The 26,699-nt window shown below is 61.4% G+C and carries 28 protein-coding genes and 3 tRNA genes; 15 read left to right on the top strand and 16 right to left on the bottom strand.

The genetic code is table 11. The annotated features are described in order from the left end of the window. Positions 1 to 459: GNAT family N-acetyltransferase (locus tag GWP04_00505; protein NIA24027.1), on the top strand; the 459-nt coding region annotated here is incomplete at its 5' end. Between the two features lie 16 nt (positions 460 to 475). Here GWP04_00505 and GWP04_00500 read toward each other — a convergent pair. The 4 genes from GWP04_00500 to GWP04_00485 all read right to left on the bottom strand — a co-directional run bounded on the left by GWP04_00500 (position 476) and on the right by GWP04_00485 (position 3,591). Next, positions 476 to 1,096, bottom strand: a complete 621-nt coding sequence (locus GWP04_00500; protein NIA24026.1) for a class I SAM-dependent methyltransferase — start codon at positions 1,094 to 1,096, stop codon at positions 476 to 478. After that, entirely contained in the window at positions 1,093 to 2,349 is a 1,257-nt protein-coding gene (gene serS / locus GWP04_00495; protein ID NIA24025.1) for a serine--tRNA ligase, read from the bottom strand. Before serS ends, GWP04_00500 begins: the two co-directional genes overlap by 4 nt. Positions 2,350 to 2,492: 143 nt before the next feature. Next, positions 2,493 to 3,434, bottom strand: coding sequence for a hypothetical protein (locus tag GWP04_00490; GenBank protein NIA24024.1), 942 nt, complete (start codon positions 3,432 to 3,434; stop codon positions 2,493 to 2,495). A gap of 73 nt (positions 3,435 to 3,507) precedes the next feature. Beyond that, positions 3,508 to 3,591, bottom strand: a tRNA-Leu gene (locus tag GWP04_00485). Between the two features lie 102 nt (positions 3,592 to 3,693). Between GWP04_00485 and GWP04_00480 the strand changes: the two genes are divergently transcribed. From GWP04_00480 to GWP04_00445, 8 genes are all read left to right on the top strand, one after another. Next, positions 3,694 to 4,338, top strand: a complete 645-nt coding sequence (locus tag GWP04_00480) for a DUF3662 domain-containing protein (protein ID NIA24023.1) — start codon at positions 3,694 to 3,696, stop codon at positions 4,336 to 4,338. 91 nt (positions 4,339 to 4,429) lie between these two features. Then, positions 4,430 to 4,846: an FHA domain-containing protein gene (locus GWP04_00475; protein ID NIA24022.1), complete on the top strand. Its 417-nt coding sequence runs from the start codon at positions 4,430 to 4,432 to the stop codon at positions 4,844 to 4,846. Continuing rightward, positions 4,843 to 5,550, top strand: coding sequence for a SpoIIE family protein phosphatase (locus tag GWP04_00470; GenBank protein NIA24021.1), 708 nt, complete (start codon positions 4,843 to 4,845; stop codon positions 5,548 to 5,550). The genes GWP04_00475 and GWP04_00470 overlap by 4 nt, the downstream gene beginning before the upstream one ends. Continuing rightward, on the top strand, positions 5,547 to 6,842 hold the full coding sequence (locus GWP04_00465) for an FtsW/RodA/SpoVE family cell cycle protein (protein NIA24020.1): 1,296 nt from the start codon (positions 5,547 to 5,549) through the stop codon (positions 6,840 to 6,842). Before GWP04_00470 ends, GWP04_00465 begins: the two co-directional genes overlap by 4 nt. Next, the gene (locus GWP04_00460) at positions 6,839 to 8,284 is read left to right on the top strand and encodes a penicillin-binding protein 2 (protein NIA24019.1); all 1,446 of its coding nucleotides are present in this window, start codon (positions 6,839 to 6,841) and stop codon (positions 8,282 to 8,284) included. Before GWP04_00465 ends, GWP04_00460 begins: the two co-directional genes overlap by 4 nt. A 27-nt stretch (positions 8,285 to 8,311) precedes the next feature. Beyond that, complete coding sequence (gene pknB / locus GWP04_00455; GenBank protein NIA24018.1) at positions 8,312 to 10,237, top strand: Stk1 family PASTA domain-containing Ser/Thr kinase; 1,926 nt, start codon at positions 8,312 to 8,314, stop codon at positions 10,235 to 10,237. Between the two features lie 122 nt (positions 10,238 to 10,359). Continuing rightward, positions 10,360 to 11,067, top strand: a complete 708-nt coding sequence (locus tag GWP04_00450; protein NIA24017.1) for an A/G-specific adenine glycosylase — start codon at positions 10,360 to 10,362, stop codon at positions 11,065 to 11,067. Between the two features lie 17 nt (positions 11,068 to 11,084). Further along, positions 11,085 to 11,327 (top strand): cell division protein CrgA, encoded by a 243-nt coding sequence (locus GWP04_00445; protein ID NIA24016.1) that lies wholly within the window; start codon positions 11,085 to 11,087, stop codon positions 11,325 to 11,327. A 58-nt stretch (positions 11,328 to 11,385) separates the two neighbouring features. On the opposite strand, the gene GWP04_00440 is transcribed toward GWP04_00445, so the two are convergent. From GWP04_00440 to GWP04_00430, 3 genes are all read right to left on the bottom strand, one after another. Then, the gene (locus GWP04_00440) at positions 11,386 to 12,546 is read right to left on the bottom strand and encodes an acetyl-CoA C-acyltransferase (protein ID NIA24015.1); all 1,161 of its coding nucleotides are present in this window, start codon (positions 12,544 to 12,546) and stop codon (positions 11,386 to 11,388) included. A 59-nt stretch (positions 12,547 to 12,605) separates the two neighbouring features. After that, a tRNA-Ala gene (locus GWP04_00435) sits at positions 12,606 to 12,678 on the bottom strand. Positions 12,679 to 12,722: 44 nt separating this feature from the next. Continuing rightward, positions 12,723 to 13,319, bottom strand: coding sequence for a methyltransferase domain-containing protein (locus GWP04_00430; GenBank protein ID NIA24014.1), 597 nt, complete (start codon positions 13,317 to 13,319; stop codon positions 12,723 to 12,725). Positions 13,320 to 13,429: 110 nt separating this feature from the next. Between GWP04_00430 and GWP04_00425 the strand changes: the two genes are divergently transcribed. Next, positions 13,430 to 13,504: transfer RNA gene (locus GWP04_00425), tRNA-Ile, on the top strand. A 70-nt stretch (positions 13,505 to 13,574) separates the two neighbouring features. Here the strand turns inward: GWP04_00425 and GWP04_00420 are convergent. After that, complete coding sequence (locus tag GWP04_00420) at positions 13,575 to 14,780, bottom strand: hypothetical protein (protein NIA24013.1); 1,206 nt, start codon at positions 14,778 to 14,780, stop codon at positions 13,575 to 13,577. A gap of 194 nt (positions 14,781 to 14,974) precedes the next feature. Between GWP04_00420 and GWP04_00415 the strand changes: the two genes are divergently transcribed. Next, entirely contained in the window at positions 14,975 to 15,682 is a 708-nt protein-coding gene (locus tag GWP04_00415) for a hypothetical protein (GenBank protein NIA24012.1), read from the top strand. Here the strand turns inward: GWP04_00415 and GWP04_00410 are convergent. From GWP04_00410 to dnaA, 8 genes are all read right to left on the bottom strand, one after another. After that, positions 15,663 to 16,157 (bottom strand): hypothetical protein, encoded by a 495-nt coding sequence (locus GWP04_00410; GenBank protein ID NIA24011.1) that lies wholly within the window; start codon positions 16,155 to 16,157, stop codon positions 15,663 to 15,665. The two genes, GWP04_00415 and GWP04_00410, sit on opposite strands and share 20 nt — an antisense overlap. A gap of 78 nt (positions 16,158 to 16,235) precedes the next feature. Then, positions 16,236 to 18,662, bottom strand: a complete 2,427-nt coding sequence (gene gyrA, locus GWP04_00405; GenBank protein NIA24010.1) for a DNA gyrase subunit A — start codon at positions 18,660 to 18,662, stop codon at positions 16,236 to 16,238. 10 nt (positions 18,663 to 18,672) lie between these two features. After that, positions 18,673 to 20,592 carry a DNA topoisomerase (ATP-hydrolyzing) subunit B gene (gyrB, locus tag GWP04_00400; protein ID NIA24009.1) on the bottom strand — a complete coding sequence of 640 codons (1,920 nt, stop codon included), beginning with the start codon at positions 20,590 to 20,592 and terminating at the stop codon, positions 18,673 to 18,675. A 145-nt stretch (positions 20,593 to 20,737) separates the two neighbouring features. Continuing rightward, positions 20,738 to 21,046: a DUF721 domain-containing protein gene (locus tag GWP04_00395; GenBank protein ID NIA24008.1), complete on the bottom strand. Its 309-nt coding sequence runs from the start codon at positions 21,044 to 21,046 to the stop codon at positions 20,738 to 20,740. Further along, a complete protein-coding gene (recF, locus tag GWP04_00390) occupies positions 21,043 to 22,125 on the bottom strand; it encodes a DNA replication and repair protein RecF (GenBank protein NIA24007.1) in 1,083 nt (360 codons plus the stop codon). Before recF ends, GWP04_00395 begins: the two co-directional genes overlap by 4 nt. Then, on the bottom strand, positions 22,126 to 23,211 hold the full coding sequence (gene dnaN / locus GWP04_00385) for a DNA polymerase III subunit beta (GenBank protein NIA24006.1): 1,086 nt from the start codon (positions 23,209 to 23,211) through the stop codon (positions 22,126 to 22,128). A 27-nt stretch (positions 23,212 to 23,238) separates the two neighbouring features. Further along, on the bottom strand, positions 23,239 to 23,394 hold the full coding sequence (locus tag GWP04_00380) for a hypothetical protein (GenBank protein NIA24005.1): 156 nt from the start codon (positions 23,392 to 23,394) through the stop codon (positions 23,239 to 23,241). Then, complete coding sequence (dnaA, locus tag GWP04_00375) at positions 23,391 to 24,743, bottom strand: chromosomal replication initiator protein DnaA (GenBank protein ID NIA24004.1); 1,353 nt, start codon at positions 24,741 to 24,743, stop codon at positions 23,391 to 23,393. Before dnaA ends, GWP04_00380 begins: the two co-directional genes overlap by 4 nt. Positions 24,744 to 25,184: 441 nt before the next feature. On the opposite strand from dnaA, the gene rpmH reads away from it, so the two are divergent. From rpmH to yidC, 4 genes are read left to right on the top strand one after another with little or no spacing between them, the layout of a single operon-like run. Then, positions 25,185 to 25,319 (top strand): 50S ribosomal protein L34, encoded by a 135-nt coding sequence (gene rpmH / locus GWP04_00370; GenBank protein NIA24003.1) that lies wholly within the window; start codon positions 25,185 to 25,187, stop codon positions 25,317 to 25,319. After that, entirely contained in the window at positions 25,231 to 25,647 is a 417-nt protein-coding gene (locus tag GWP04_00365; GenBank protein ID NIA24002.1) for a hypothetical protein, read from the top strand. The genes rpmH and GWP04_00365 overlap by 89 nt, the downstream gene beginning before the upstream one ends. After that, entirely contained in the window at positions 25,644 to 25,892 is a 249-nt protein-coding gene (gene yidD, locus GWP04_00360; protein NIA24001.1) for a membrane protein insertion efficiency factor YidD, read from the top strand. Before GWP04_00365 ends, yidD begins: the two co-directional genes overlap by 4 nt. Next, positions 25,892 to 26,698 (top strand): membrane protein insertase YidC, encoded by an 807-nt coding sequence (gene yidC / locus GWP04_00355; GenBank protein NIA24000.1) that lies wholly within the window; start codon positions 25,892 to 25,894, stop codon positions 26,696 to 26,698. Before yidD ends, yidC begins: the two co-directional genes overlap by 1 nt. The last annotated feature ends 1 nt before the right edge of the window (position 26,699 follow it).

The following is a 26,699-nucleotide window of genomic DNA, read 5'->3' as shown; positions in this document are numbered from 1 at the left end:
ACGCTCGCCGACGATCGGCGCATCTGGCGCAATATGACCGATGTCTTCCCTCATCCCTACACGATCGCCGACGCCGAAGACTGGATCACCAGATGCTCACAGGAAGAGGACCCGCAATTCAACTTCGCCGTCGTCGTTGACTCGACCGTCGTCGGAGGCATCGGCGCCCACCTCCTGACCGGTGAGCAGAAACACGTCGCGAACGTCGGCTACTGGCTGACTCCGGACGTCTGGGGACGCGGCATTGCGACCGACGCGCTGCACGGGTTCACGCGTTACCTGTTCGACACTCTTGACGTGCGCCGTCTGTATGCGACCGTCTTCGGATGGAACCGGGCGTCGGCACGCGTCCTGGAGAAGTGTGGATTTCGGCTCGAGGGCCGCCGGCGTGACGCCATCGTGAAGGAGGGCCGGGTGACCGACCTGCTGGAGTACGGTCTGCTCCGTAGCGATCTCTGATACTCGCCGTCGAACGTTACTTGCGAAGCACCGCGCCGTACACGAATCCGAGCGGTCCCATCCGCCACACCCGTTCCACGTTCAACGGACTTTCGGTGAACAGCTCTTCGGGCGGCGGCAGCTTGTCCAGGGACCGGTGCAGATACGTGTACTCCTCCCTGGCCCCGGCGAGCGCACCGATCGCAGGCAGGACCGCCGCCGTCCCTATACGATGAATCGTCGCCCAACGCCGTCCCCGCGGCCGCCCGAGGCCGATCACCACAAGCACTCCATCGCGACGCAGCACGCGGGCAACTTCCACCAAGGTGGCAGACACCGACGTCAGGTTGCGGAACACATAGGCGGAGAACACTCCATCGAAGGTCCCGTCACCGAAGGGCAGCGCCTCCCCAACTGCCACCGCTTTGGCCGGAGCCGTATTCAACTCCAGCATCTCCGGTACCGGATCGACCGCCACAACCCGGCGTCCTCCGAATACCGGCATCGCGGCGCCCGTACCCGCGCCAAGATCGAGAACGCGACCGTCCGGCAGATGACAGGCACCGGCGCGCCGCCATGCCTGTTCACGGCCAAGCGACAGCACACGATTGAGAACGTCGTAACGTCCGGCAATCCGCGAGAAGATCTCGTCGGTCACGACCCGATCACGTCAAAACCCACGTATGGACGGATCGCGGTAGGCACCTTGACCGTTCCGTCCGCCTGCTGGTGATTCTCGAGAATCGCCAGGATCGTTCGTCCCACTGCCACCGCCGTTCCGTTGAGTGTGTGCACCAGTTGATTCCCCGCGTCAGACCGGAAACGGATCTTCAGTCGTCGCGACTGGAAGTCTGTCGTATGTGAACACGACGTGATTTCCCGGTATCGCCCCATCGACGGGAACCAGGCCTCGATGTCATATTTCTTGGCGGCGGATGCGCCAAGGTCGCCGACTGCAATGTTGACGACACGGTATGGCAGCTCGAGTCCCTGCACGATCCGCTCCTCGAATGCGAGAAGCCGGTCGTGTTCCTCCCAAGATGCATCGGGGTGAGAGAAGGAGAACAGCTCCAGTTTGTCGAACTGATGGACCCGGAAGATCCCTCTCGTGTCCTTCCCGTACGTCCCTGCCTCGCGCCGGAAACACGTCGAGAAACCGGCGTATCGAATTGGGAGGTCCTCCTCGTGGAGGATCTCGCCGGCGTGATACGCGGCGAGCGGCACTTCGGCCGTCCCGACCAGATAGAGGTCATCTTTCTCCACGGCATATACCTGCTCCGAATCGTCGGGGAAGAACCCTGTTCCGAACAGTGCCTCCTCCCGCACCAGCACCGGTGGCAGCATCGGCGTGAACCCTTCCCCAACGGCGAGATCCATCGCCCAGCGCACCAAGCCCATCTCGAGCAGGACCGCCTGGCCCTTGAGATACCCAAAGCGGGCACCTGACGTGCGTACCCCGCGCTCGACGTCGATCAGTCCGAGCGCCTCGCCCAGAGCCTGATGATCCAGTGGATCGAAATCGAAGTCGCGGGGCTCCCTCCAGCGTTTGAGTTCCACGGCATCCTCGTCGGTGAAGCCGTCAGGCACAGAGTCGTGTGCCAGGTTCGGAACCCTCACCCACAACTCGGTGAATTGTTCGTCGGCCTCATCGGCCAAGGCGAGAAGCCGCTGGTACTCGGCGGCAAGTTCCTTCGCCTGGCTGATGGCCGCCTGCTTCGCTTCCCCCTGGAGATGAGAGATCTCCTTCCCTATCTGCTTCTGCTTCGCGCGAGCCTGCTCCGCCTGGGCACGCAACGACCGCTTGCGGCGGTCGAGGTCGACGAGTTCGTCGACACTCAGTTCCACGCCTCGCCGTGTAAGCGAGCGCCTGAGACGGTCTGGATCTTCACGAAGAATCGCCGGGTCGATCATGGATCAGATGCTAACGGCGGAAGCTGGACCGACAGACGACATTTCCCAAGCAGCCGGCGAGAGGACGGCGTGTCAACTACCGAGGAGCGAGAGCTGAAGGCGGGGTACGAAGTACGAGATACGAGATACGAGATACCAAGGTATCAGGACGGTTCGTTCACGCGAATCTGGATCTGGCGGACGTTGTTGCTCGTGTCCACGTCATTCGGAAGCACCGTGACAGCGACCAGGATCGTGTAGCGCTCCCCTGCAACCACCGGCAGAGCGGAGAAGTCCACCGTCGTCGAGCCTCTCGGCTCGAGACTGTCCAGATCAACCGTTTCCTGGTACAGGATCGAACCGTCAGAACTCTGCAACGTGATCGACACTCGGATGTCTCTTTCGTTCTCGTTTCCCCGGTTGCCGACGCTCGCCCGCACCAGCAGCGCTTCCGTGGCCGGGAGAATCAGGTCTCCGTTGTCATCGGTCCCCACCTCCTGCGGTTCGAGTTTCACCGCTGAGATCTCGAGGTCGCGTCGCAACGCCATACCTTGTGCATCCTCCACGACGGCAATGATCCCCGCCACGTGACGAAGCGTTCCGAGCCTCGCGGGAAGAAAGGCGACCTCAGGGAACTCGACGGGCAAGTCGATCCTGGTTCCCAGCTCCTCTACCGCATCCAGGAACCGCTCATAGGCCAGGTCGCCCACCTGTAGTTGCGCCAGCGCCGTCGACAGCTCCTCTACCGAGGCCTCGGCGTTCGGATAGTCCACCACTGCAAACAGGCCCTGCGTAAACGACTGCAACCCCTCCTCCCAGGAGGTCAAGGCCAGATCGAGGGCCGCCGCAGCCGCCGCGGTCGACGCCGGCTGGCTCATCTCGTGCAATCCGGCGGCCTCGCTCGCTGCATCCGCCACGTACTGGTCCATCAGAAGCTCAATGTCCTCGCGTTGGGCGACCGGCAACCTCAGCAGAATCTGCCCCTGAAACCGCTGAGCCAGGTCCCGATAGCCCGTGACTGCCGCGTTTGCCTCCACGAGATAGGCGATCGAGGCGCGCGTGTCATTGCGCAGCCGACCGGCTGCCAGGAACACAAGGACAACCATGGTCAAGATGCTCAGAACTACGGCGGTGCGTCGACGTCCACGCCGTCGCGGGGCGGTGTTAGGAAACACGTCGTGGGCGAGGGGGGACTTGAACCCCCACGAGCGTGAGCTCACAGGCACCTGAAGCCTGCGCGTCTGCCAATTCCGCCACTCGCCCGGGCACGACATCGTAGCACGGCGGCAACTGGCCCTTCCCTCCGAGACCCAGCCCCTGCTCCGTACCCACAGGGTCCTGCGGGACCTCGAATACAATGATTCGATGGGAACCGCCCGAAACCTCGAACGGCGCATCGAACGTCTCGTCGACGGCCTTGCAGGCGTGATGTTCGGAGGTCCCTTGCACCCCTCCGAGTTGGGAATCCGGCTCCTTAGGGAAGCCGATCTCGGTATCGAACAGGAACCGGCCGGTCCGACCATCCCGAGTCGCTATGTCCTCACCCTTCACACCACCCAGCAGGTGCCCGATGCGCTTCCTCGACACCTCGAACACCTTCTCGAGGAGACAGCGATGGAACGCGGCTGGCGTCTCAACGGGCCTGCCAACGTCACCATCGAGCACTCAGACCAGGTGGCCAAGACCGAGATCTCCTGCAGGTCGGAACCGGCGCCGGGACCGCGCCCCCCGTGGGGACGTCTCGTGCCACAGTCGGGCGCGCCGTATCCGCTGATCTACAACAGGGTGCTCGTCGGTCGTTCGCCGGATTGTGACGTCTCGATCTCGGCATCCGAGATCAGTCGTCTTCATGCGCTCATCTGGAGAGAAGGGGGGCGTATCTGGATCAACGATCTGGACTCTTCCAACGGGACCTCCGTGGACGGCGGCGCTGTCACGAAACCGGTCCCCATCGATGACGGCGCCGTCATATCCTTCGGCCCGGCCACATTCGACTTTCGAACACAATGACAACGAGTCGAAATACGCCCGGTACTTTCATGAGCACACACTGTGTTGCGTTCATGAACGGTATTGTTCGACGGTCACCAGGGAGGAATAGGTGCCGGCACTGCTGCTCACGCTGCTCAAACTCATCTTCCTCGCGTTCATCTATCTGTTCGTATGGCAGGTCGCAAGAGCTGTCGCCGCCCACCTGGGTGGAGCCGAAGGATGGCGGACTCGGGCGCGCGCCGGTGAAGAAGTCGTCATCGTTCGGTCAGAGTCGCAGGCGGGTGAACGGATCGCCGTTCAGGGGTCTGTTGTGCTCGGGAGAAGCCCGCAGGCGGATGTTGTCCTCGAAGACGCGTACGCGTCCGAGTTTCATCTTCGACTCATCCGTCGTCCCGAAGGTATCGTCGTGCACGACCTCGGAAGCACGAACGGAACCTACGTGAATGGAAGAAGAGTGGGAACACCACTCACCCTCACGAAAGGCGACGCCATCCAAGTCGGCAACACGGTCATGGAGGTGCGATGACCTTCACCTGGGCAAGTGGAACTCATCAGGGGCGAGTGCGCACGAACAATGAGGATTCCCTCTATCCGCGGACGAGCGGTAGCTCCGACACTCGGTCGATCTTCGCCGTTGCCGACGGCATGGGCGGCCACGTCGCCGGTGAGATCGCTTCGTCCGAAGCCATCGAGGTCGCCATTGCGACAAGCGGCAGTGTCGAAGAACGAATCGCAGCCGCAAATGACGCTATCGCCAATGCAGCCGAGGAGAATCCACAGCTCGCCGGCATGGGGACCACCCTCACGATCGCCGAACTCGATCCACACGGCACACTTTCGATCGGGCACGTGGGAGACAGCCGCGCCTATCTCCTCCGTATGGGCGTGCTCCGGCAACTCACCGTCGACCACTCCGTTGTCGCCGAATATCTGGCAGCCGGCAAGATCAGGCCAGAGGATGTCGCACGCCATCCGCAGCGCAGCATGTTGACGCGCGCCCTCGGCCTCGCCAGAACGGTGAAAGTCGATTCACTCACCGAAGCTCTCCAACCAGGCGATCGATTGCTGCTCTGTACCGACGGGCTGAGTTCGATGATCCCCGATGACGTCATCGCGGCAAAGCTGGCAGACGGAACGCCGGATGAGGCCGTGTGGAGCCTGATCGAAGCTGCCAACGCGGCAGGTGGCTACGACAACGTCACCGTCGTAATCGTCGACACACGGCCGTGAACCGGGATGCCGAGGCCGCCCTCCTCCTCGGAGCGACGGTCATCGCCGCGATGGGGGTCGGTCTGGTCAACCTGGCTCAGGGTGGCGGTATCGATGCACAAGTCGCGCTGACCTTCGTCGTCTTCGCCATCTCATTCGGCTCTCTCCACGTTGCCATTCGCCGCTGGTCGGCCGCAGCGAGTCCCTTTCTCCTCCCCCTTGCTGCCATCCTCACCGCCCTCGGATTCGTCGAGGTGTACCGAATCAGCCCGAGGTTCGCCGCTCTCCAGCGCTGGTGGCTGCTGATTGCCGCCGGTCTTGCCATCCTGCTGCTGTTCGCGGTCCGGCGCACCGGTATCGCTCCTTTGCGTCGATACCGTTACACCTCTCTCACGATCTCCATCGGTCTTCTGCTCCTGCCGATGCTCCCGACTGATTGGGGTTTTCCCGTTCGCGGCGTCGTTGCAGGCGGATCGCGCCTCTGGACAACGCTGGTTGTCGGACCTCTCACCCTCAACTTCCAACCGGGAGAGATCGCCAAGGTCGTCCTGGTCATCTTCCTCGCCTCCTACCTTTCGGAGCGACGTCCGGCATTGGCAGCGTCGACTCGCCGGATCGGAAGATTCACTATTCCGGAGCCGCGGCATCTCATCCCCTTGTTCCTCGCATGGGTCGCCAGCTTCGGAGTTCTCGTCTTCCAGCGGGATCTCGGTGCGTCGCTGCTTCTCTTCGCCGTCTTCATCTCCATGCTGTACGCGGCCACCGACCGTACGGCCTACCTCGTAACTGGTGGGTCACTCTTCCTCATGGGAGCGGCCGGGGCGGGAATCGCTTTCCCCTACGTCGCCCGCCGCATCTCGGCCTGGCTCCGTCCCTTTTCGGATCCGGCCGACGCCGGCTATCAGATACTTCAGAGCCTGTTCGCCCTCGGGTCCGGCAGTCTCTCCGGATCAGGACTCGGCGTCGGCACCCCGGATCGGATCCCTGCGGCATGGACCGACTTCATCTTCTCGGCGGTCGGCGAAGAGTTGGGTCTCGCCGGAAGCGTCGCCGTAATCTCGATCTACGCGCTACTCGTCGCCGTCGGATTCGGCGTAGCACTTCGATCGCGTGACCTCTTCCGCAAGCTTCTCGCCTTCGGCCTGTCGTTCGTCCTCGGATTACAGGCATTCCTGATCATTGCCGGTGTCACCAGGCTGCTTCCCCTCACCGGCATCACCTTGCCGTTCATGTCCTATGGAGGCTCGTCCCTTGTGGCGAATTTCTTGATCCTGGCTCTTCTCGCTCGCGTCTCCCATGAGGAGCAGATATGAACGGGCCGATCCGTCGCATCGCAGCGGTCCTGTTCGTCGCGTTCGCTCTCCTGATCTTGAACGTGACCTACATCCAGGCGATCGACACCTCCCGATATCGGGACAATCCTTTGAATCCGAGGGTCGCCGCCGGGATCACCGGAAAGGAACGCGGCTTGATCGTCACCGCAGACGGCACGGTTCTCGCCCGTTCGATCGCCGACCCGGACGATCCCTCCCGATTCACCCGAACGTATCCGGAGGGGCCCGCATTCGCGCAGGTAGTCGGATACTCATCGCTTCTGTTCGGAGATGAGGGTCTCGAACGTGTGTACGCGCAAGATCTCAGATCGAGACGAGACCTCACGCTTTCCGACGTGATCGCCGCTCTGATGGGACGGGATCTGCGCCCCAAGAGTCTGCAACTCACACTCGACGACGGTCTCCAAAAGGCAGCGTTCGCTGCGCTTGGTGAGCGCAGAGGCGCCGTGGTCGCAATCGACCCTGCAACCGGCGCCGTCCTCGCCATCGTGTCGACGCCTTCGTTCGATCCTGAAGTGATGCTCGCGCCGGACGCGGCGGTGTTGCGCAGTCTCCTTCTCGACGACCCCGACGAACCCTTGGCCAACCGTGCCATCGGGAGGACCTATCCTCCCGGATCGACGTTCAAGGTCATCGTCGCCGCCTCGGCGGTCGAGAACGGTGTCGCCGGTCCCGACACCGACTTCCTCGACCCGACCGAATTCCCGCTTCCCGGTTCCACGAGCGCGATCCGCAACTACGAGCGTGGACCGTGCGTAGACGGAACGCATGTCACCCTCGACATCGCCTTTCGACGATCGTGCAACACGATCTTCGCGATGCTCGGCCTCGATGTCGGAGCAGCAGCACTCGCCGAGACCGCCACCTCCTTCGGCTTTGGCACACCACCCGCGTTCGAACTACCCGTGCAGGCCTCCTTCTTCCCTGATCCGGCCGACCTCGACGGCCCTGCTCTCGCCCAGAGCGCCATCGGACAGCGTGATGTCCGGGCGACACCGCTGGAGATGGCGTTGGTCTCGGCTGCGATCGCCAACAACGGCCTCCTGATGCAGCCCTATCTCGTCAGCCGTGTCGTCGACGCGTCCGGAACAACCGTCGTCGAGCGAGCCCCGGAACTCCTGTCCCGTACCGTTTCGTCCGCGACCGCCACAATCGTTGCCCAACTGATGGAGGGAGTCGTTGCCTCCGGCACCGGTACCAGGGCGACCGTTCCCAACGTCCGTGTCGCCGGCAAGACGGGCACCGCCGAGACTTCAACCGGATCGCCGGACGTCTGGTTCATCGCCTTTGCTCCCGTCGAGAGACCGACCATCGCACTTGCCGTGTTCGTCCAGGGAGCCGGAGAGAACGCCACCGGCGGTTCGGTTGCCGCACCGATCGCTCAGAAGATCCTGGACTTCTGGCTCCAGGGTCGCACGTAACGGACCGGGCCCTACAATCTACGAACGATGGAACACACTGTCCTCGCCGACCGCTATGAGCTCCTCTCGCATCTGGCGAGAGGTGGCATGGCGGACGTGTTCGAAGCCCGAGACACCCTCCTCGGCCGCAGGGTGGCGGTCAAGATGCTCCACTCCCAATACGCGACCGACGAGGCCTTCGTTCGGCGTTTTCGCAGGGAGGCACAAGCGGCCGCCAACCTGAGCCATCCCAACATCGTCGGCATCTTCGACTGGGGCCAGGAGGGTGGAACGTATTTCATCGTCATGGAACTGGTCGATGGGCGGTCCGTCCGTGACGTCCTCAAGGCGGAGGGACCGCTCCTTCCCCGTCGTGCCGTCGAGATCGCCTCGGAGGTCGCTGCCGCACTCTCGGTCGCGCACCGTGCCGGCGTCGTTCATCGCGACATCAAGCCGGGCAACATCATGCTCACCAGGGATGGAACGGTGAAAGTGACCGATTTCGGGATCGCCCGCGCCTGGGATGACTCGTCGGAGCTGACGAAAACCGGAGCGGTGATCGGGACCGCCACGTATTTCTCTCCAGAGCAGGCGCAGGGGGTTCCTGCCGACGAGCGATCCGATCTCTACTCGCTCGGTGTCGTGTTGTACGAGATGCTTTCGGGACACCCCCCGTTCTCAGGCGATTCGCCCGTCGCGGTCGCCTATCAGCATGTTTCAACCGCCGTGTCCGCACCTTCGGCTCTCAATCCCGACGTGTCGCCGGACCTGGACCGCATCGTCCTCCACTCCCTCGACAAGAACCCGGATACCCGCTACCAGTCGGCAGAGGAGATCCGACAAGATCTCCTTCTGTTCCTCAGCGGGGAGACACCCGGTGCAGTCTCTCCGAACGCTTCCACCCAGATGATGCCTCCGGTCGGTCTCCCTCCCGCCACTTCTTCCCCCGACGGCGTCTACCGACAGGTCCAGCCGGATATGGGTCCGCGAAGCCAGTTGCCGTTCGTCATCACCGCATTCGCCTTGCTGGTTGCTCTCGGCGTGGGAATCTTCCTCCTTCTCCAACAGCTCCCCTCCGCGCCACCAGCACCGGTCACCGCGTCAGTGCCCGACGTTGCAGGCCAATCGCTGGCCGATGCCATGATCGAGGTCCAGCAGGCAGGGTTCACGGCCATTCCGGAGAACACCGAGAGCGTCTCCGTTCCCAAGGACACGGTCATCGGGACCGACCCTCCGGCATTCACCGAGGCCGACCCCGGCTCTCTGGTGAAGGTGCTCGTTTCGATCGGTCCGAAAGCCTCCCCTGTTCCCCCCCTCGTCGGCGAGACCGAGACGACCGCAATCGACCTCATCACCCAGAACGATTTCGTCGTGAACACCGTCAGGAGGCCCGATCCCACCGCACCCAAGGGTCAGGTGATCGACCAGGATCCGGCTCCCGGTCAGAAACTGCCTCCGAACGCAGTGGTGACGATCACCGTCTCCGACGGACCGGCGATCATCACGATCCCTGCCCAGCTGCCCGGACGTTCCGAGGGCGACGTCGGATTCATCCTGGGCGACGAGGGGCTCACCCCCGAGTTCCAGTACGAGTTCTCCGACGAACAGCCGGCCGGCCTCGTGATCCGTACCGAGCCCGGTGCTGGTGAACAGCTTCCCGCCGGTGCGACGATCATCGTGGTCGTCTCCCAGGGTCCCGAACCGGTTGTCGTACCCGACCTCACCGGCATGACCGAAGAACAGGCACGCTCCGCTCTCGAAGCGGCTGGACTCCAGCTCAGCGTCAGTGCCACCACGGTGGAGACGGGTCCCGAGCAGGACGGCAAGGTGGTTGCCCAATCGATCGCCGCCGGCGACGAGGTCGACCCCGACACGATTGTGCAGGTGACCCTCGGGGAGGCGCCTCCGACCACGACCACCTCATCTACGACGACGACCTCATCCACGACGACTACGGCCGGTACTTCAGGCTGAATTCGAGCGAGTTGGAGACATCGATTCGCAACACCGCCCTGCTCGAGTGGTACCGCCGAAAGGGACGCAGTCTGCCCTGGAGACAGACCGATGATCCGTGGCAGATCCTCGTCAGCGAGGTGATGCTCCAGCAGACCCAGGCCTCTCGAGTGGCCGAAGCGTACCTTCGGTTCCTGGACCGTTTCCCCAACCCCGCATCGGCCGCGCGAGCCCGTGCAGCGGAAATCCTCGCCATGTGGTCGGGCCTCGGCTACAACACTCGCGCCCTTCGGCTGCGCGAGGCGGCGCGCAGCATCGAGTCCGATGGATGGCCGACCACCGCCAAGACGCTGCAATCGCTGCCCGGTGTCGGTCCTTATACGGCCGCCGCCGTTGCCTGTTTCGCATTCGGGGAGCAGGTACCCACAGTCGATACGAACCTGCGCCGTGTACTCAGCAGGTGGGTCGGACGGCCACTCGACGGCGCAGAACTTGCCGACGTCGCCGCCGGCGTTCTCGCCGCCGGGGCGGCAGTCGACTGGAACCAGGCAGTCATGGATCTGGGCGCCGCGCTTTGTCGCCCGCGTCGCCCCGCCTGTGGCTCCTGTCCAGTGGCTTCGTGGTGCACCGGACCCGATGTCTACGCCTCCCCAAGGCCACAGGGTCGATTCGATGGATCGATTCGACAGGCCCGGGGAGCAATCTTGCGATCCCTCATCCACGGCGATCGTATCCACCGATCGGACCTGATCAAGAGCCTTCCCGCCGCCCTCCTCGAGGAGGCAATCACCGATCTGATCCACGATGGCATCGTCGCCGAGGAAGGCGGCTACGTCTCGCTCGTCGACTGACGACTATTCTTGCTGTCATGCCCAAGTCCAAGAACCGCAAGAAGAAGCGTCAGTCTCAGTCTCACGGTCCTGCACGCCCTGCACCGAAACGCAAGCCTCCGTCGCCTCAGTGGTACGTCATCACCATGTTCGCGCTGATGGGTCTCGGGGTGCTGCTGGTGGTGCTCAACTACATCTTCGTGTTCTTCGGTGGGTGGGGCCTCTGGGTCGGCCTGGCGGCTCTCGCCGGCGGGTTCTTCATGACCACCAACTACCGCTGAATTACATAGGTGTAGTTATCCCCGGATTCGTCCACATGCTGTGGATGACGGACGGTCTCTACTCGATCCGCTCCACGATCGTTGCATTGGCCATCCCGCCGCCCTCACACATCGCCTGGAGCCCGTAGCGGGACCCCGAGCGCCGGAGCTCGTGCACCAGTGTCGTCATGAGTTTGGCCCCCGAACATCCAAGAGGATGCCCCAGTGCAATCGCTCCCCCATTGACGTTGGTCCGCTTCCACAGGGCGTCGGGATCTTCATCCATCTCGATGAGCCATGCCCCGATCACCGAAGCGAACGCTTCGTTGATCTCGAAGCGATCGATCTGATCGAGGGTGAGGCCTGCACGATCCAGAACTTTCTTTGTGGCCGGAATGGGTCCTTTGAGCATCGTCACCGGGTCCACACCCACGACGGCGAAATCGACGAAGCGTGCCAGCGGCTGCATGCCGAGTTCGTGCGCCTTGTCTTCACTCATGATCAGGACGGCGGCCGCCCCGTCCGAGATCTGGGACGAGTTCCCCGCCGTGACCTTTCCATCCGGCTTGAAAGCCGGCCGAAGTGCCGCCAGCCTCTCCGCGGACGTGTCGCGACGAATCCCCTCATCGACGGTCACCGGGACTCCGTCGGGCCCGGGCGTTGGAACGATCTCCGATTTGAAACGGCCTTCGTCCGTGGCCTGGGCAGCCCGACGTTGGGATGCGAGGGAGATCTCATCGAGCCGTTCACGGCTCAGGTCCCACTCGTCGGCGATCATCTCGGCCGACAGACCCTGCGGAACCAGCTCATACCGTTCTGTGACCTTCGTGCCGAACGGGTATCCGGGACCTTGCGAAGCGGTGACGCCCATGGGGATTCTCGTCATCGATTCCACCCCGGCGGCGATCACCACGTCATAGACGCCCGCCATGATGCCTTGGGCCCCAAAGTGTGCTGCCTGTTGGCTGGAGCCGCACTGCCGGTCGATGGTCACGCCCGGCACGCTTTCCGGGAATCCTGCGGCAAGGAGAGCGTTCCGGCCGATGTTGAACGCCTGCTCACCGGTCTGGGATACGCACCCCATGATCACATCGTCGACGATCGCAGGGTCGAGCCCGGTACGTTTGACCAACGCGTAGAGAACGTGCCCTGCGAGGTCGGCTGGATGCCACTCCCTCAGGTACCCATCTCTCCTGCCCGCAGGGGTTCGAACGGCATCAACGATCACGGCGCGGCGCATACGATCCTCCAGTCATGGCTCGTGGCGACCGTTCCGTCGTCCCGCCACGAGAATGTGCGTGGAGATGAGCGGACTCGAACCGCCGACCCCCTGCGTGCAAGGCAGGTGCTCTTCCAGCTGAGCTACATCCCCAGAGCCGGCCACATTGTACGTTGATCCCGTCCTTGGTGAGTCCGTCAAAGACGGTTCACCCCTCGTCGGGCCAGCACGAGAGCGTCGATGGCGATCTGACCATCGACATCACGTACCACCTGCTCGGCCTCGAGCACGTCCAGACCCTCGATGGCACCCACCACATCCTGCGGAGCAAACAATGCAGCCGGGTTTTGCGGACCGCCATGCCCTCCCTCCAGGTTGGAGACATCGTGCCCGACGATCAGCAGGGTTCCACCCTCTGCGACCGCATCTGCAGCCCGGCGCCAGATCTGCGGCCGCCACGGCTCCGGGATGTGAATGTAGAACTCGATGACGAGATCAAAACTCCGTTCCGTCGGGACATAGGTCTGTAGATCGGCGATGATCCACTCCACTTCCACCCCACGATGATGGGCGGCCTCTCTCCCTTTGGCGATCGCCACGTCGGAGAAATCGACGGCAGTCACCTGCCATCCTCGTTCGGCAAGCCACAACGCGTTGCGTCCTTCACCAGCGCCGATGTCCAGCGCACGGCCGGGAGCGAGACGCTCTGTTCTCGTAACGAGGAGCTCATTTGGTTCGGCGCTCCAGATCAGCTCTCGCTCGGCGTATCGGGCATTCCAGATTTCACGGCTCATGACAGACGGGACACTAACGAATCGCCCTTCCAACCTCGGTCGCTTCGTGAAGTCGGTCTGGAACGTCGTGATTGGTGGCGTTTCGGCGCACTACTACAATCCCCCCGCACGGGCCCATAGCTCAGCCTGGTTAGAGCGCATCCCTGATAAGGATGAGGCCGGTGGTTCAAGTCCACCTGGGCCCACCGGCGGTCGTCTTCCCCGTCCACGCATACCCACGGTGGCGCCACGATTCAACGAGCAGGAAACCGTTCGTCAGTTTTCCGCAGTTCCGAGAGTGTCCATGTCCACTACTTCGGTGTTCTCGTCGAGTTCTCCGAGCCGAATCGCCTGACGAAAGTACTCTCCCTTGCCGACCTGGGCGAGCTTCCTGATCAGCGAGCACGCCTTCTCCCGTTCCATCGGATCATCGGCGTCCACGTCTTCTATGGCCTTACGACCCGCACCCATGGCCAGCAACGTTGCCGCCGCGATGTCTCTGGCAAACCGATCCCTGTCATCGAGCGCGTCACGCAGTACTTCTGTGCCCCCTCGCACAGACGAGAGGGACGCTGCTGCGTTCCTCCTCACCCACCACGACGAGTCCGTGAGCGCATGCCGCAACGCGGGCACCGCCATCTGATCGCCACATTCTCCCAATGACTTGGCCGCCTGCGCTCTCACTTCCCAGACAGGATCTCGAAGCACCTGGACGAGATCCTCGATCCCGACAGGGGTGCACGTTGATCCCAATGCGGCCGCTGCCCGGATGCGAACCTCCTTGTCGGGGAACTCCAACGAATCCAACAGCGCCCTTTCCGATCGGTGGTCGCCGATACTGCCGAGTGCCCGAATCACGAGTCCGACATACCGCCCTGATTGCTGCACGTACTGGTTCATCACCGGGACGGCATCCGCCCCGAATACTGCAAGGGCATCGGCCATCCGATGTGCCGCCCAGTCGTCTTCGCGGTCCAACTGAACGAGAATGGACTTGACGGCCATCGCGTTGCCGATCCGAGCGAGGGCGGCCACCGCCTGAATTCGTACTTCGGGAACAGGATCCGACAAAGCCATGAGGAGCGCCTCGACCGTATCGGGATCGGCGAACTCGGTCAGCGCCTCGGCGGCCCGAACCCGGACGGCACGGTCCCTGTGATGCAATTCCCCGACGAACCGCTCCATGAGCCCCATCGAGTGGGCCATCTGGAGCAAGAACCTCCGCTCCTCTCCTTCGAGGAACCGCAGGTATTCGAGCAACACTTCTCTCAGAACCGGATCTGCGGACCGTCGCCGAAGCAATCGTGGAATCGCTCCTTGGGCCAGGACCAGGTTGCCCAACGCCTCGACATACTCCGCCCTTCGTTCGGATGCACGCAAGCGCTGCCGGGTTCCTCTGAATTTCAACGAGAAGAACCACACTGCCGAGACGAAGAGGCCTATGCCGATCGCCACCGCTATGTCATCAAGCCACATTCCCATGCGTTTCCCTTCCCACGGGGTCTTCGGATGACTCGTCGGTCTCCTTGAGACCTATACGACGCAGTTGACGACCCGATCTACACTTCACCCATGCGCAAGTTCCTGCTCCTCGCCCTTTTCGCCATTGGGATAGCCGTTCTCAGACGACGCTCTCCCGGTCCTACGGCGGGGACCTGGGAACCCTTCACACGTCCGTGAAGATCGCCATCCACCAGAGCGGACCGATTGGCGGTCGTGCAGCGAGTGTGCTGCTCGCCGAACGACAACTGGACCTCCTCGGGGTTCTCGATCAGGAGCCGAGTGAAGATCCAAGGGTCGTCCGCGTCGAGGAACTCTCCGCGTGGGATGTGCTCGTCTCGGATTCCAGTACCCCGGCAACGATCCTCGATCGAGCCGTTGCGGCGAACATCCCTCTCGTTCTGAGCGCCGAACTCGATGAAACCGCGTCCATTCCCCTCTTCGCCGGGGCCAGTCTGATCGCCATCGCCCGATGCCTCGAACACGAAACCGACATCGATGCCCCCATCGTCGCAATCACGCAACAGGGAACTCCACTCCGAAAAGGCACGCACATCGTCTTCCCTCCTCCGGTTGGCCCCTTGAAGGCGACACAACGCCACGACGGGTTGTTCATCGCTCCAACCGCCGGCGACTGGGCAGGGCTGGTCATCAGCGGGGCCCGGAGATCCATCGGTGTCGCCGACAACACTGCGTTTCTCGCCGGAATCGCATTGGCGGCTGCTGCAACGGTGATGGCGACGTCCGAGTTGCCTGTCGGAGCGGTCCGTTGGGAAGACGTTGCCGGCCTCTATCTCGACACCGCCGAGAATGCCGGCCTCGAGATTGCCAGTTCCCCGGCCATCGAAGTTCGTGGTCGCGGTGCTAAGTTCCGGCAGCCTTGATTGGATCCTCGACGGCTTCGATCTCCTCTGTCGGGAGATCTCGCTCACTGGTAGCCGGAGGGGTCGACCACCGCTGCGGTGGGCGAACGGGTGCAGGCACAGCAGGGACGTTCAAGGTCTCTTCGAGCACGACGACCTCGATTCCGCCCACGACATCAGAGATCAGGTTGTACATCACCGAGCCGAGTGTCGTCAGTCCGGTCATCAGGGCAGTCCACACCACGGAAAGGAACACCACGACGCGCAGGTACTGCTCTCCATCCGAGAAGAGGGATGCCTCCTGATCGAGAAGGGTGATCTTCTTCAGGAAGTCCTCGATCGCCTGTGGGATTCCGGCATTCGTGATGATCGCCCAGAGAATCACCACGGCGAGGATGAAGACGAGGCCCAACACGGCGTAGAAGACCAGTGACACCTTCATCACGGTCCACGGATCGAACTTGCGAACAACCCGGCGAACCCTTCGCACGGCCATAGATCTCAACTCCTCGTTCAGTGCGAGTGTACCGTCGACTCGTACAACCGCCACGCATACGTCCCGAGACCTGACCGCTCAATCCTCCACGGGCACGGGCGCGATCGCCGTGACTTCGACGCCTGGAACGACGTTCATGACCTTTACGCCCCTGGCCTCTCTCTTCTGGCGGCTGATGGTCTTCGTGTTGATTCGGATCACGACACCGTCCGAGGAAATCGCAAAGACCTCTGCTCCGGTAGCCACGGCTCTGCCCGCGATGAGACGACCGCGAACCCTGGTCAGCTTCATCGACTTGACTCCGATACCGCCTCGCCGCTGGATCGGGAACTCACTCATCTTCACACGTTTCCCGTAGCCTCCCGATGTGATCAGAAGGACCTCCTCACCGTCCTTGCTCGACGCTGCGGAAATGACCGCGTCTCCGTCGCGCAATCTGATGCCACGGACCCCCCTCGTAGCCCTCCCCATGGGACGCAGGTCCCTTTCCGAGAACCGGATTCCTTGACCGTTGCTGGTGAAGAGCAGTAACTCGTCCTCGCCGTCCGTCGTGCGCACGGCAACGACCTCGTCGCCCTCTTGGAGACTTATTGCCACGAGCGTCGCGTTCCTCGAGTCATAGTCGCGAAACGCCGTCTTCTTGACGAGTCCCATCTTGGTCACCATCACCAGATACCGCGACCTCTCATAGTCCCGGGTGTCGATCACGGCCTCAATGCGCTCATCCGGCTCCAGAGGTAGTACTGCCTGTGCGAGCACTCCCTTGGCCGTCCGTTCCTTCCTGGGGATCTGGTGCGCTTTCACTCGATGCACCTTGCCCCGGTTGGTGAAGAACAACAGGTACGAGTGCGCCGTCGTGTGCACGAGATGGTTGATCACGTCGTCTTCTCGCAGAGAAGCACCCTGCACACCGCGACCTCCCCGGCCTTGGGACCGGTACGTCCGAGCCAGGACCGATTTCAGGTACCCGTTCCCCGAGACGGTCACGACCAATTCCTCGTCCGCGATCAGATCCTCCAGCGACAAGTCCCCGTCATCGGGAATGATGTGGCTTCGTCGAGGGTCGGCGAACTTCTCCTTGATCTCTTCGAGGTCTTCGGTGATGATCGACCTCCGGCGCGCCGGGTCGGCCAGGATGGCCTCGAGGTCGGCGATCGTCTCCTCCAGCGTCGCATACTCGTCACGGAGTTTGGACGTTTCCAGCGCCGTCAACCTGCGCAGCTGCATGTCGAGAATGTGGTTGGCCTGGATTTCCGACAGTTTGAACTTCTCGATCAACGCCGTCCGTGCAACTGCCGTGTCATCCGAGTTCCGAATGATCGCGATCACTTCGTCGATGTTGTCCAGCGCTATCAGCAATCCCTCGACGATGTGCGCCCTGCGTTTGGCCTCATCGAGACGGAAGCGCGTCCGACGCTCGACGACCTCCATCTGGTGGTCGAGGTAGTACCCGATCATCTGTGCGATGTTCATCGTCCGCGGGACGCCGTCTACGAGCGCGACCGCGTTGACGCCAAATGTCTCCTGCAGCTGTGTCATCTTGAACAGTTGGTTGAGCACGACCTGCGGAATGGCATCCTTCTTCAGCTCGATGACCAACCTGGTCCCCACACGATCCGAGCTCGCGTTCCGGAGGTCTGCAATGCCGGTGATCTTCTTGCCGTGTACGAGCGCCGCGATCTTTTCGAGCACCCTGTCGTGTGATACCTGGTACGGAAGCTCGCTCACGATGATCGCCGTCCGACCCTTGCGGATCTCCTGCACGTCGGTGACCGCGCGCATCTTGACCGATCCCCGACCTGTTGTCAGCGCCTCATGAATCCCTCTCCTGCCCACGAGGTAGCCCCCGGTCGGGAAATCAGGACCCTTCACGATCTCCAGGTAGTCCTCGACCGGCGCGTCCGGGTTTCGGAGAGCGAACAGCGCTGCGTCGATGATCTCCCCCAGGTTGTACGGAGGAATGTTGGTCGCCATACCTACGGCGATACCAGTCGATCCGTTGACGAGCAGGTTCGGGAACCGAGCAGGCAGCACTACAGGTTCGGAGGATTCCCCCGAGTAGTTCTCCGTGAAGTCGACCGTGTTTTCCCGGATTCCCTCCAGGAGCTTCATGGCGAGATGGGTCAGGCGGCTTTCCGTGTACCGCATCGCCGCCGGCGGATCGTCGACCGTTCCGAAGTTTCCCTGCTTGTCGATGAGTGGATACCGGGAGCTGAAATCCTGCCCCATCCGCACGAGTGCGTCATAGATCGCATCGTTGCCATGCGGGTGGTAGTTCCCCATCACGTCACCAACGACTTTCGAACACTTCCTGAAACTGGTCGTAGGTCCCATGTTCGATTCGAACATCGAGTAGATGATTCGCCGTTGCACCGGCTTGAGCCCGTCTCTCACGTCGGGAAGTGCACGCGAGACGATGACCGACATCGCATACTCGAGGAACGATTTCTCAACCTCGTGGTTGATGTCGACCGCAGGGATCTCTATGTCGTGGCCGTCCGCCATCGGTTCTCCTTCAAACATCCAGGAAACGCACGTCTTTGGCGTTCTGCTGAATGAACAACTTGCGCGCTTTCACGTCGTCGCCCATCAAGGTCGAAAAGACCTCCTCGGCGCGGGTCGCGTCATCCAGGTCAACCCGCAGGAGACGGCGTCGTTCAGGATCCATGGCCGTCTCCCACAACTCCGAAGCGTTCATCTCACCGAGGCCTTTGAAGCGGCTCACGTCCACTCGCTTCTTCCCCACTTGTTCCCGGTAGGCGGCAAGTTCGGCATCGTCCGCGAGGTAGGTCACATTCTTGCCCTGCTTCACCCGATACAACGGTGGCTGCGCGATGTACACGTAGCCCGCCTCGATCAACGGTTTCATGTGTCGGAAGAAGAACGTGAGCAGGAGCGTACGGATGTGGGCACCGTCGACGTCCGCATCGGTGAGCAGTACCACTTTGTGGTATCGAGCCTTCGTAAGGTCGAACTCTTCGCCAATGCCGGTTCCGATGGCCGTGATCAGTGCTTGGATCTCCGTATTCTGGAGTGCCTTGGTCAGCCGTGCCTTCTCGACGTTGATGATCTTGCCGCGAATCGGGAGGATCGCTTGCGTGCGACTGTCTCGCCCCTGCTTCGCAGGACCGGCGGCCGAATCACCCTCGACGATGAACATTTCGGACTCTTCGGCTTCCCGCGAGGAACAATCCGCCAACTTGCCTGGAAGGCTGGCCGACTCGAGCATGGATTTCCGCCGGGTCAGTTCACGGGCTTTGCGTGCCGCCATCCGGGCACGCGAGGCGTTGATAGCCTTCTCCGCGATCGCACGGGCTTCACCGGGACGGCGTTCCAGCCATTCGGGCAGCATACGGTTCAGCGTCTTCTCGACGTATCCGCGCACTTCTGTGTTCCCCAGCTTCGTCTTGGTCTGTCCCTCGAACTGCGGTTCACGGACCTTGACCGAGACGATCGCGGTCAACCCCTCACGAACGTCTTCTCCGTTCAGATTGAGGTCCTTCTCCTTGAGAATCCCTTTGCTCCGCGCGAACTCGTTGAGTGCCCTGGTCAGGGCTTTGCGGAAACCCTCTTCGTGTGTTCCACCCTCGTGAGTGTTGATGTTGTTCGCGAAGCTGAGAACCGTCTCCGTGTAGGAGTTCCTCATCCACTGCATCGCAACTTCGAGTTCCGCCTCTTCGGCAACATCCTCGAAATAGACGATGTGCGGGTGCACGGGCTCCTTGCTCGCTCCGAGGTGCTTGACGAAATCGATGAGTCCGCCTTTGTACTGGAACGCCTGCTCAACGGGTTCTTCGCCTCGCTCATCTCTCAGGATGATCGTGATTCCCCGATTGAGGAACGCCATCTCTCTGAGACGAGAAGACACCGTCTGGAAGTTGAAGGTGGTCGTCTCCGAGAACGTCTCCGGCGAAGGCCAGAAGGTGGTTGTCGTCCCTGTTCTTCGAGCCGGCTTGACTTTCTTGATCGGACTGATCGGATTGCCGAGATGGAACGACTGAGACCACAGGTAGCCGTCTCTGGTCACCTCTACGTCGAGTCTCTCCGACAACGCGTTGACAACCGACAGGCCCACACCGTGCAGACCGCCGGAGACTTGATATGCACCTGTTTCGAACTTCCCTCCGGCGTGCAGTGTGGTGAGAACCGTGGTCAACGCCGACTCTTTGGTCTTCGGATGCCGGTCGACCGGGATTCCGCGCCCATTGTCCTTGACCCGGACTCCCCCATCGCTCAACAGCGTGACCTCGATGCGAGAACAGAAGCCGGCCATAGCTTCGTCGATCGAGTTGTCCACAACTTCCCACAAGAGGTGGTGCAGACCCCGAGGTCCGGTCGAGCCGATGTACATACCCGGCCGCCGCCGTACGGGATCCAGACCCTCCAGGACGGTGATGTCCTTCGCGTCATAGTCACTCGGCGTGCGTTGATTCACTGGGCTCCTTCACAAAACAACGGCTCCACGGCGGCACCTCCCGGTCCCCGCCGGAGCCTTGATTTACACACGTGTAAGTATAGCCGCACGACCCACTCAACCCAAGACCACCGACCCGGCAAAACCCTAGGAAAACCATGATGAATCAGACAGTTGAACGGCCCTGTCCCGTGAGCCGGATACGGATCTCCGTCACCTCGCCCCGCCCCAGTTCCCTGTCGAGGGCCCGCAGAAGATCCCCGACCGCATAGCGCAGTATGGAAGCCGCCGCAGGCGATGCCTCCACCGTCAGAACCGCCCTGCGCAACAACACCGGTTTTGTGTGCTCGGCCCACTGCTCCCCTGCGATTTCCCTCCAGTTCTCGGACAGTTTCACGAATGCTCCGACCTGCCCGACGCCCCATTTTCCGAGCGCTGCGTCGATGATTCCCCGAATACTTTCAAGATCGCTCACTGCACACGCCCCGCACTCACATCCCATCTCCTGCCCTCGACAGGAACGTCTTCCACGCGCGCCGTTGTAATGAATGTCTGCGCACCTGGGAGAGCGTCCGCAAGCGCAGCTGTTCGTTGGCTATCCAGTTCAGAGAAGATGTCATCCAACAACAGGACGGGCATCTCACCGACGATGTCCGCTACCGCTGCATGCGACGCAAGCCGCAGGCCGAGCATCAGTGTCCTCTGCTCTCCTTGACTAGCCGCCGTTCGCGCCGATAGACCGTCAAGAAGAAACAGTGGTTCGTCACGATGTGGTCCAACGGAAGTCTGCCTCCGTTCGATATCGGTCTCACGCCGTGACTCGAGCGTCTCCTTCAGCCGGTCGCGCAGACACTCTATCGGGACATCATCGATACCGGCTCCCCAGGCCGAAGCGTATTGGAGCTCCACGTTCTGTCTCCCTCCGGAGAGACGGTGATAGATGTCCTCGACCCTCTCGAGGAGAAGCCTCGCCGCCGCCGCCCTGCGCGCCATCGCTCTGGCACCCGCTTGTGCCAGACGATCGTCCCACACCTGGAGTGTGAAGCGATCGACTTCACCAGCCTTGAGAAGAGCGTTGCGCTGACGCAGTGCCTGTTCGAATTCCCTTCGATCCCCATAGGCTCCGGGCCACAGTTGAACGGCCGTGGCATCAAGGAATTCTCGGCGATATGCAGGACCCCTCTTCATGATGTCCAGATCGTCCGGCAGGAACGTGGCCACCCGGAGATGTCCAAGAAGTTCCGCGTTACGAGCGGGACGCCGACCGTTCACCAACACCCTGCGTTTGCGCCCAATCGCGACTTCTATTCGAGACGTTCCGTTGGCTCTCGTCACTTCACCTCTGACAATCGCCTCCTCGGCACCGCGGCGTACCAGAACATCGTCCGGGGCCCCTCGTACCGACTGCAGGCTTGCCAAATATGCGATCGCCTCCAGCAGGTTCGTCTTCCCGGACCCGTTTGGCCCCACAATGACGTTGACGCCTTCCGCAGGTACGAACCGCAAGTTCGCGTAAGACCGAAAGTCGACGAGCTCGATCCAATCGAGCTTCATTCAGATACGCACCGGCATCAACAAGTAGAGGAAGGAGTCGTCGTCCACTCCCTTGAGTACGGCAGGTTTCAACCCGTCCATCACCTGCAATTGCACCTGATCGCTGGTGATCGCAGCCACACCTTCGCTCAGATATCGGGGGTTGAACGCAATGAGTACTTCCTCCGCTTGTCCTTCGAAGCTCCCATTGATGTGCTCGACTTCCCCACCGACGTCCTGTCGGGTGACTGTCATCTCCGCACCCCCCTCCATCATCTTGATGCGCACCGGAATGTGGTCTTCCGCCACCAACCCTGCACGATCAAGCGCCTCGAGAAGCTGCTCTTTTTCGACAATCAGTCGATTGGGGTGCGTATCGGGAAGCAGTTGCCGGTAGTTCGGAAAGTTGCCCTCGATAAGCCGTAACGTGAGGCTCCCGCGCTCTGAACCGAACACGACCTCTCTGCTTCCTACCGCTACCTGGACCTGAGCTGCACCAATGGTACGGCTGAGTTCCTTCAGCCCTTTCGCCGGAGCCAGGCCGGCGTCTCGGAGAGTAAAGCCTTCGATCTCCCGCACCGCCAGCCGATAGGAATCGGTAGCAACGAGGCGAAGTCCCTCGTCACCTGGCTCCAAGAGAACGCCTGTCAGGATGGGCCGAGCAGCATCACTCGAAGCAGCAATCCCAACCTGAGCGATGGCTTCTGCCAGCGTATCGCCGGCAACCGCAACCGCCCCTTCGAGATTTGGCTCACCAAGCTCCGGATAATCCGCTACGGGAAGTTCACGAAGGCTGAAACGCGGCCCTCTACCCGTGATCACGACCTCCCCATTGCCCGCTTCCACCGTCACGGCACCTGCAGGCATCTTTCGGATCGCTTCGCTTGCCAATCGCCCAGGAACCACAACTCGTCCCTCTTCTTGTACATCCACATCGGCGGTCGTACGGATGGTCGTTTCCAGGTCCGTTCCGGTAACCCGCAATTTGGAACCCACCGTTTCACAGAGAACTCCCTGGAGGATCGGTTGCACCGGGCGCAATCCTACGGCCCGGCTTGCCCGAGAAAAGACATCCGCGAGTTCATCTCGTTCTGCACGTATCCGCACCGTAACTATCCCTTCTGTACTTGATTATCAACGGTAGTAGTCGTAGTAGGCCTGTGGATTGGGGAAAAGGAGGAGAACCCGCAGGTAAGCGGTGATATTGGGGATCTCGGGAACTGTGGAACAGTCGAGGAGTTGCCCACAGGATGCCGTTGTGAGGTCGCGCGTGATGTGGACAAAGGTCAACTTCTCCTCAACTGCTGGGAGAGAGCTGTGACTTTGTCGAATATCTGCGGGTCACTGGTGATCAGCGTGTTGATCCTGTCGATGGCATGCATCACTGTCGTATGGTCTCTGCCACCGAACAGAGCACCGATTTTCGGGAGGGAAAGATCGGTGAGCTCCCGGCAGAGATACATGGCAACTTGGCGGGAACGGACCAAGGGCTGTTTGCGGCTGGGGCTACGGAGATCCATGACGGCAAAGCCATAGGCGGCAGCAGTGGCGGCGATGATCTCGTCGGCGGTGATAGGTCGGGGCATGCCTGCGGGTGTGAGATCCTGCAAGACGTCCTGAGCGATCTCGAGGCTGATGTGTTGATCCGTGAGAGCCGCGTACGCGGTGACGCGCGTGAGCGCTCCTTCTAGCTCTCGGATGTTCGCTCGTACGTGTTGAGCGATGAAGTGAAGGACTTCCTCCGGAACGGGAAGGGGCGCGTAGTCGGCGTTCTTACGGAGAATGGCGAGGCGGGTTTCCACGTCCGGAGGCTGGATGTCGGTCAGCAGTCCCCACTCGAAGCGGCTGCGGATGCGGTCCTCCAGGGTGGAGAGGTGCTTTGGGTGGCGATCGCAGCTGAAGACCATCTGCTTGCCGGATTCATATAGAGAATTGAACGTGTGGAAGAATTCTTCCAGAATCTGTTCTTTGCCTTCGAAGAACTGCACGTCATCCAGCAGAAGGACATTCGTGGTCCTGTAGCGGGCCTTGAACTCGTCCATACGCTTTCGGCGGATGCCGTCGATGAATTCGTTGAAAAAGCCTTCCGAAGTGACATAGCGCACGACACTGTCGGGATTGAGCTCGTGATACTGGTGTCCCACGGCTCGGAGGAGATGTGTCTTTCCGAGACCGGCTCCTGCATAAACGAAAAGAGGGTTGTAGTGCATCCCGGGGCGCTCGGCTACGGCCATCGCGGCGGCGTGCGCGAAACGATTGGACTGGCCGACGACGAAATTGTCGAAGGTGTACTTGGCTCCCAGGAAACTCTCCTGCCTGGGTGCTGGGGGTTTTTCCTCGGCGGCGGGTTCCTCTTCCTCCCAGTCGACGTTCAAGAGATCTTCGGAGGTGTCGACGGAGAACGAAACGGAGACCCCGGGACCGAACACAGCCTGTGCAGCTTCCTCGAGGACAACCGCGTGTTTCTCACGTACCCAGCGGACATGGAACTCGCTTGGGGCGACGACACGGAGTCGTTCGTCCGCAAACTGGTAGGACAGATGTGCAAACCACGTCTGCCAGGTGACAGGGCTGACTCTGGCACGCAAAGCAGATTCCAGGGTTTCCCTATCCCACGCGGACGACTGTGGTTCTGCCACGTCTCACCTCCTTATCTCAACCGATCCACAGAACTATCCACAGGATGTGGAGAACATCGACCCCGAGGGCAGTTCCGAGTTTCAACTTCTCGTCGGTTCACGTCGGCTCGAAAGCCCCCTCGGGGAAGTGAGGCGGGCTGAAAGTCTCCGGCGAACAGCGAGTATATGGACACGCACCCTCTTGCTCAAGAGTGACAAAAGTGGCGTTGCGAGCACATCTCAACGCCGGTGAGACCCGACAATTGCCTGCTCATCGTCGGAATCCGGCTTCGAGGGAATGCTCGATGAAGTGGCCAGAGAACGCCATCGAGCAAGAAACTGAATTTCGCGACCTGAGAAAAAACTTCGCGTTTTCCACAGTGAGGTTTCGACGGTCCTTTGACAACGATGATACCCCCCCGTAACCTCTCAGCGCACTTCCACACCCTTTCTGGATTCGCCATGAAACGTACGTACCAACCGAATGTTCGACGCAGAAAACGAAAGCATGGGTTCCGGGCTCGTCTCCGAACCCGAGGAGGCCGCGCCGTCCTCGAACGCCGCCGGCGCAAAGGCCGGCAGCGCCTCTCCGCGTAGCGGTCGTCAGTACCTCCCCCTTCGAGGCCGCAAGCGTTTTGCCGACGTATTCGGCACAGGTGTACGGCGACGCCAAGGAGGCGTCACCGTCATCCGCGGCCCCGGCCGCGGCAATGTGCCGGCCGTGGGAATCGTCGCGAGCAGAAGGAAGGTGGGCGGTGCCGTACAACGTAATCGGGCCAGACGACGCATACGAGCGGCGCTCGATTCCCTGCCGTTACCGAAGGGAAGCTACATTGTGATTGCTTCCAAGCAGGTTCTCGATGCACCGTTTGGGGTCTTGGTGCGGTGGTTGGAAGTTACGGTCGAGAAGGAGTCGAATACGTGAGCGAAAAGGTTCGTGGGCCCGCTGCACTTGTTGTGCGAGCATTGATCCGGGCGTATCAACGTCTCCTCTCGCCTGCACTCGGGAAGAGTTGTCGCTACACCCCGACGTGCTCACAGTACGCCTTGGAAGCGGTGGGGCGGTTCGGAGTAATCAAGGGAGGATGGATGGCGTCCAAACGCATCGCTCGCTGTCACCCTCTTAGCGAGGTGGGCTACGACCCGGTGCCGACGCGAGGTGATGGCTGATGTTGGATTCACTTGCCCGCATGATCGGGCTCCCGATGAGCCTGTTCTACGACATCATCCCGAACTACGGGATTTCCATCATTTTCCTGACGTTGTTGATCAACATCATCCTGTTCCCGTTGACACTGAAACAGACTCGGTCGACGCGGGCGATGCAGGAGATTCAGCCAGAAGTCAAGAAACTCCAGAAGAAACACAAGGAAGAGCCCGAGACGCTGAACAAGGAGATGATGGCCCTCTACAAAGAGAAGGGCGTCAGTCCTGCCGGCTGCGTGCTCCCGATGCTTGTCCAGATGCCGATCTGGTTTGGGCTGTTTCGACTTCTGCGGAGCCCTGAACAATTCATGCCGGAAGGATCCAATATTATCCATGCCCTCCAAGCAGGACTCCCTTCGTTCTTGGGCATGGATCTCGGTGTGACCCCGAAAGATGCACTGGCGTTGGGATGGGTGGGAGCCATCCCCTATCTGCTGGTAGTACTTCTCGTCGTCGGTTCAGGTTGGATTCAGTCCAAACAAGCTATGCCGGCGTCATCCGACGGAGCGGGGCAGCAGGCGCAGCTGATGACAAAGATGATGCCACTGCTCTTCGGTGTCTTCTCCTTCAGTTTTCCGGCGGGCCTGAATCTGTATTTCGTGACCTCCAACTTGTTTCGTATTGGCCAACAGTCGCTGATCTTCAAACTCGACGGGCGACCTGACTCACCGAAGGTTGAGGAAGAGGATGTCGACAAGGATGTCGAGGAGAAGCCTGAGGGGAGACGGCAGGGGTCTCAGAAGAAGCGTAAACGTCGGAGGAGGAAGTAAT

The organism is Gammaproteobacteria bacterium, assembly GCA_011682695.1.
Lineage (GTDB): Bacteria > Actinomycetota > Acidimicrobiia > Spongiisociales > UBA4744 > BMS3Bbin01.
The sequence above is the reverse complement of the archived record's forward strand: the minus strand, read 5'-3'. Positions and strand labels throughout refer to the sequence as shown.